At 60.0% G+C, this 5,270-nt stretch carries 5 protein-coding genes and 1 pseudogene; 3 read left to right on the forward strand and 3 right to left on the reverse strand.

The annotated features are described in order from the left end of the window. The 3 genes and pseudogenes from R5H32_RS20555 to R5H32_RS20565 form a co-directional block, all read left to right on the forward strand. A partial coding sequence (locus tag R5H32_RS20555) for a DDE-type integrase/transposase/recombinase (RefSeq protein ID WP_318340507.1) occupies window positions 1–332 on the forward strand: 332 nt, incomplete at its 5' end. Between the two features lie 54 nt (window positions 333–386). Beyond that, window positions 387–518, forward strand: a pseudogene (locus R5H32_RS21020) (integrase core domain-containing protein); the annotation flags it as partial. A 103-nt stretch (window positions 519–621) separates the two neighbouring features. After that, window positions 622–972: an oligopeptide/dipeptide ABC transporter ATP-binding protein gene (locus tag R5H32_RS20565; RefSeq protein WP_318340508.1), complete on the forward strand. Its 351-nt coding sequence runs from the start codon at window positions 622–624 to the stop codon at window positions 970–972. A 270-nt stretch (window positions 973–1,242) separates the two neighbouring features. Here the strand turns inward: R5H32_RS20565 and R5H32_RS20570 are convergent, their stop codons facing one another. From R5H32_RS20570 to R5H32_RS20580, 3 genes are read right to left on the reverse strand one after another with little or no spacing between them, the layout of a single operon-like run. Continuing rightward, on the reverse strand, window positions 1,243–1,518 hold the full coding sequence (locus R5H32_RS20570) for a hypothetical protein (RefSeq protein WP_318340509.1): 276 nt from the start codon (window positions 1,516–1,518) through the stop codon (window positions 1,243–1,245). A gap of 36 nt (window positions 1,519–1,554) precedes the next feature. Continuing rightward, window positions 1,555–3,417 carry a Na/Pi symporter gene (locus tag R5H32_RS20575; protein WP_318340510.1) on the reverse strand — a complete coding sequence of 621 codons (1,863 nt, stop codon included), beginning with the start codon at window positions 3,415–3,417 and terminating at the stop codon, window positions 1,555–1,557. Window positions 3,418–3,430: 13 nt separating this feature from the next. Next, complete coding sequence (locus R5H32_RS20580) at window positions 3,431–5,002, reverse strand: inorganic phosphate transporter (RefSeq protein WP_318340511.1); 1,572 nt, start codon at window positions 5,000–5,002, stop codon at window positions 3,431–3,433. Window positions 5,003–5,270 lie beyond the last annotated feature (268 nt).

Here is a 5,270-nt window from a genome sequence, read left to right on the forward strand (position 1 = left end):
AGAAATCAATGAAGCGCTATGGTCGACCGCACATTTTCGTCACCGACAAGCTGCGCTCCTATAGCGCCGCATTGAGGGAGGTTGGTGCGACCGACCGCCAGGCAACTCGTCGCTGGCTCAACAATCGGGCGGAGAATTCGCACCTGCCGTTCCGACGGCGAGAACGGGCAATGCAGCGATTTCGGCGGATGCGAAGTCTGCAGATGTTCGCCGCCGTCCACGCCTCCGTCTTCAACCATTTCAACTCGGAGCGCAGCTTCTACTCGAGGGTAAATTTCAAGAAGAACCGCGCCGCTGCTCTCGCCGAGTGGCGCGGCCTCGGCGCGTCATAAGGGACAGCGATCCTGCCCTTGTGGAGACGGGTTCGAATTGGTCTGACACCACCCTTGAACGAGACCCTGTTCTTCGGCCTCGACCACGCCCGCAGCGTCATCGCCGCCTGGGTCACCGACTACAACGCCGCCCGGCCCCATTCGGCGATCGGCTACCAGACCCCCGCAGCCTACGCCGCCCAACTCGCCGCAATGGGCGATCGGCTCCACGAAACGGACGCGTTCCGCCGATCGCCCATTGCTCCCTCCGCGCAAGCGGGCAATTGTCACACGCCGGCTCTGTTTTCAGTTGGATGAACGTCGGGGGTCAGAGCAGCAGAAGGAAATCGGCATCGCCTTCCTCTTCATCAGCCATGACATGGCGGTGGTCGAGAATTTCTCGGACCGGGTCGGCGTGATGTATCTGGGCCAGATCGTCGAGATGGGCAGCCGCGCGCAGATCTTCGGCAATCCCCAGCATCCCCATACAAGGCGCCTCATCGAGGCCGTTCCGGTTCCCGACCCGACGATCACCCGCCCGACCTCGGCGCGGCTGTCGGGAGATGTGCCGAGCCCGGTCCGTCTGCTCGGACATGAACCGGCGCCGGCTAATCTGGTCGACACCGGCGTGGGACATTTAGTGGCGCGTCTCGATCAGTAGGAAGCCACTCGTAGCATTGGAGTGTGTGGGCAATCCTCCGTTACGCAATCACGTCAAAATGGCCCACAGGCGCTGACGGCGGACANGTCGACACCGGCGTGGGACATTTAGTGGCGCGTCTCGATCAGTAGGAAGCCACTCGTAGCATTGGAGTGTGTGGGCAATCCTCCGTTACGCAATCACGTCAAAATGGCCCACAGGCGCTGACGGCGGACATCTTGCAACAACGCCCTTGGGCGAAAAAAGAGGACTCGTCGACTGCAGTCTGCCTTACTTGGCTTCCTCGCGGACGGGTTTATCCGTGAACTCGCGCAAGAGCCATTCTGCGCGGGTTATGTGCTCGTTAGCGATTTTTAGTTTCCGTTCGAGACGCTGCAACTTGTCGTCAGTCCTGGCGGCAGCAATCTCTTCGGCCAAGGCGGCTTTCTTTGCTTTGAGCTTGCTCAGAACCTTGATGACATGGTCGGGCTTGATCTCGTCTGCCCTGCCCTGCTCGAAACGCTCTTTGTAGCAGGAAATCTTCTTGGACAGTCTCTTTAACCCCATCAGAGAAACTCCAGAACATGCCGCGTCGGTTGCATTCTATCCTCTCTCTGCAACATCATTGTTACGTAGCCTCGCCGCATTTGCTTCACCCCGCCTCGCATTCTTGCTCCGCACTACCTCGTCGAGTTCGTCGTCTTCAAGGATGAGCAACTGCTCAACTTCGGCCATCGCGCTCTCCCGTTCGATATAATAGCTGCGCGCTGCTGCGATCAGGTCGCGCATCGCGTCGTAAGCGTATCCTGAATCGTTTAGGAACGAGGTTGCGGATGGGGCACTGATTTCGTGTTTGCGGATCAGTTCGTCGATGCGGCGCGACGTGCTGACTGCGCCCTCTTCGACCTGGGCCCGCTCCTGATCGAGCCAGAGCGCGCTGCGCTCATCCGGCTCGGCAAGGTCGAGCTTGTGGATCTCGACGATGATCCGTGCGATTTCGGTGCGCAGTCCATCATAGAGCTCGGTCACAGTGCCCTGCTTGCGCGCCGTGTAGCGGATGACGTTCTTTCTCAGGTGTTTCACGGATTTCACCGCCTGGACGATCCCGCTCGCAATGTCGCGGAGGGCGTAGATCCGGTCGGAGAATTCCCGCGGAGTCCGCTTGTCGCCCGCGCGTGTACTGTAGTCGACGATCGCCGAATAGAGGGTCTTGATCCGATGCTCGTAGCTTTCGTCGATGTCGAGATCGATCGGTCGGCGGCTTCTAAGGACCGTCCCGGCAATATTATCGGTCTCGTAGATTTCGTGGGGGTGGAGGTTGAGGCCATGCAAGATCAGCTCCACGGCGTTATCATAAAGGTGCTTAACCTCTTGACGCAAAGCGTTTTCCAGCGTCTGCGGAAACTCATCGACCGCCTCGTTGAGAAAACGTGGACGGCTTACGTCCGGCTCGGGCTCGACGATCCGCCGCTCGAGGAAGGCGATGAGGTTGCGGAGAAACGGCACCACAAGCACGACGCCGAGCACATTGAAGGTGGTGTGGAAGACGGCAAGCTTCAGCGCGTAGTCGCCATCCGAGATCCCGACATTCGCGCTGATAAATTCTACGACTTCCCGCAGCGGCGTGATGAAGACGATTGCCACCGCAGCCGTTACCACGTTGAAGATCAGATGCGCGAGCGCGAGCCGCTTTCCTTGGTAGTTCGCGCCGAGCGCCCCAATTATCGCGGTGATGGTCGTGCCTATGTTGGCCCCGATCGAAAGGGCCAGGGCGTTGTCATAGGTGATCTGACCGGCGGAGAGTGCAGTAATGATCAGCACCATTGTCGCATGGCTCGACTGCATTACGACCGTCGCGACAGTGCCGAGTAGCGTATAAGCGACGAGCCCGACCAGTCCCGGAAGCGCGTAGCGCGACAGGTCGATCTGGTCCCTAAACGCCTCGAACCCTTCCTTCATATGATGGATGCCGAGAAACAGAAAGCCGAGCCCGCCCAGCGCGAAGCCGATCCCCCTGAGAAGCTTCGACTTCTGGAACACAAGCACGATGCTGATCGCGAGCATTGGCATCGCATAGGCGGCAATGTTGACCTTTAGACCGAGCCCCGCGACCAGCCATGCCCCGGTTGTCGTGCCGATGTTCGCACCGAAGACGATCCCGACCCCGCCGATGAGCGAAATAAGCCCCGCGCTGAGGAACGAGATAGTGATGACGGAGACAAGTGAACTTGACTGCAGCAGCGTCGTCGAGACGATTCCGAAGAGGATCGAGTCCAACGTTGATCGGGTCGCGCGTTCAAGCATATGTTCGAGGATTCCGCCGCCAAGGTTCTTGAACCCGTCTTCGAGCATCAGCATGCCAAAGAGAAAGATCGCGACGCCCGCTGCGATCTCCTGCACCTCAGGTTTTAGCCAGAAGGCTACAACCAGCGCCCCGATGGCGACCGGGAGGTAATACTTCTTCATTCGCGGCATTTCCTCATGGCAGGAGCATACCGCGCAGGACAAAGTAAAAAAGTGCCGCGAGAAACGCCGAGACGGGCAGCGTGATCACCCAAGCCGAGAGGATCTTGAGAAGCGACGAGCGGCTCACGAGTTGCCGTTTCAGCGCCTTTTGCAGCTCCTTCCTTTGCGCGGCAGTGATGACCGCTTCGGAGCCCATATCCTTAAGCGCTTTCAGGATTCGCCTCTTTTCGTCGACCGGCGCGTTTCGGAACTCCATTAGCACCGCTTCTACCTCGGCGAAATCTGGCTCGCCGACATGGAGGGCCAGGACCGATTCCGCGACCTTGCTAATCCGCTGGTCGAGCCATTCGCGCAGGAACCCCACGCCGAAGACTGCGCCGAGTGCCACATGGGTCGAACTTATCGGCATGCCGAACTGGCTCGCGATGATCACTGTGATTGCCGCAGAAAGAGCGATGCAGAAGGCCCGCGCCCGATCCAACTCGGTTATCTCTGACCCGACGGTGCGAATGAGCTTCGGGCCGAAGAGCGCGAGCCCCACGGAGATCCCGAGCGCGCCGATGGCCATCACCCAGAAGGGTATCGCGACCTTGCCCCCTCCCTCGCCCGCCGACAGGACGTCGACCACGCCCGCGAGCGGCCCCACCGCGTTCGCGACGTCGTTGGCGCCGTGTGCGAAGCTGAGAAGCGCCGCGGCAAAGACAAGCGGTATCGTGAACAGGCGGTTCACCCCGTCCCGGTCCTGGGTCAGGCGCGGGCGCGCACGAACGATCAGGGGGCGGACCAGGACGAAAACGAATATCCCCACAACTATCCCCAGGATCATCGCGACGGGGAACGAGACCGCGACGATCTGTTTGATACCCTTGAGCACGACATAGGTGGTGAACGCCCAGCCCATCAAACCGATCATTACGGGCACTACCCTCTCGGCCTGTTCGAGCGGGTCGTCGCGGAACAACACGAGCAGCTTAAGGATCAAGAGGAGTCCAGCTGCAATCACTCCACCCATGACCGGCGATATCACCCAGCTCATCGCGATGCTTGTGACAGAGTGCCAGTTGACGATGTCCCATCCGGCGGAGGCGATGCCGGCGCCCATCACGCCACCGACGATCGAATGGGTGGTCGAGACCGGCGCCCCGAGCCACGTGGCGCAATTCAGCCAGATTGCGGCGCCGGCCAGCGCGCCCATCATCACCCATACATATTGGTCGGAGTTGGGTATGTCGTCGGGGTCGATGATACCGTTCTTGACCGTCTTGACGACATCGCCACCCGCAATGATCGCACCGGCGGCCTCGAAGACCGCAGCGATCAGGATCGCGCCCGTCAGGCTCAGTGCGAAGGAACCGACGGCCGGACCGACATTGTTCGCGACATCGTTGGCGCCGATATTAATCGCCATGTAGGCGCCGATCACGGCTGCGGCGATGAGCAGGTAGGCCTGCTCAATATGGCCGAAGCGGGCACCGGTAAAGATAATCACGGCCACGATGAAAAGTATCGCGCTGCCGAGCCGCGCAACTTCGCTGCGGTTCAGATGCGTGGCGCGCTCGATCTTCAGGTAGTGTTTTACTACCATGACATTTCCCCCGATCTAACCTGGGCAGATTCACCTGAAAGAAGGGGCACATGATTGATATGTGTCACCTCGACGGCCTTCCGTGCAATCGATGTGTCGTCGGACGAAAAGGCACTCGAGGCAGGTGTCAGACCAATTCGAGGCGGTGTCAGAGGAACCCGGCTCTCGCCGAGTGGCGCGGCCTCGGCGCGTCATAAGGGACAGCGATCCTGCCTTTGTGGAGATGGGGCAATCGGGTTGCGAGTCGCCCGGTTGATGACCGTTGCGG

Origin of the sequence: Defluviimonas sp. D31 (assembly GCF_033436765.1) — a bacterium.
GTDB lineage: Bacteria > Pseudomonadota > Alphaproteobacteria > Rhodobacterales > Rhodobacteraceae > Albidovulum.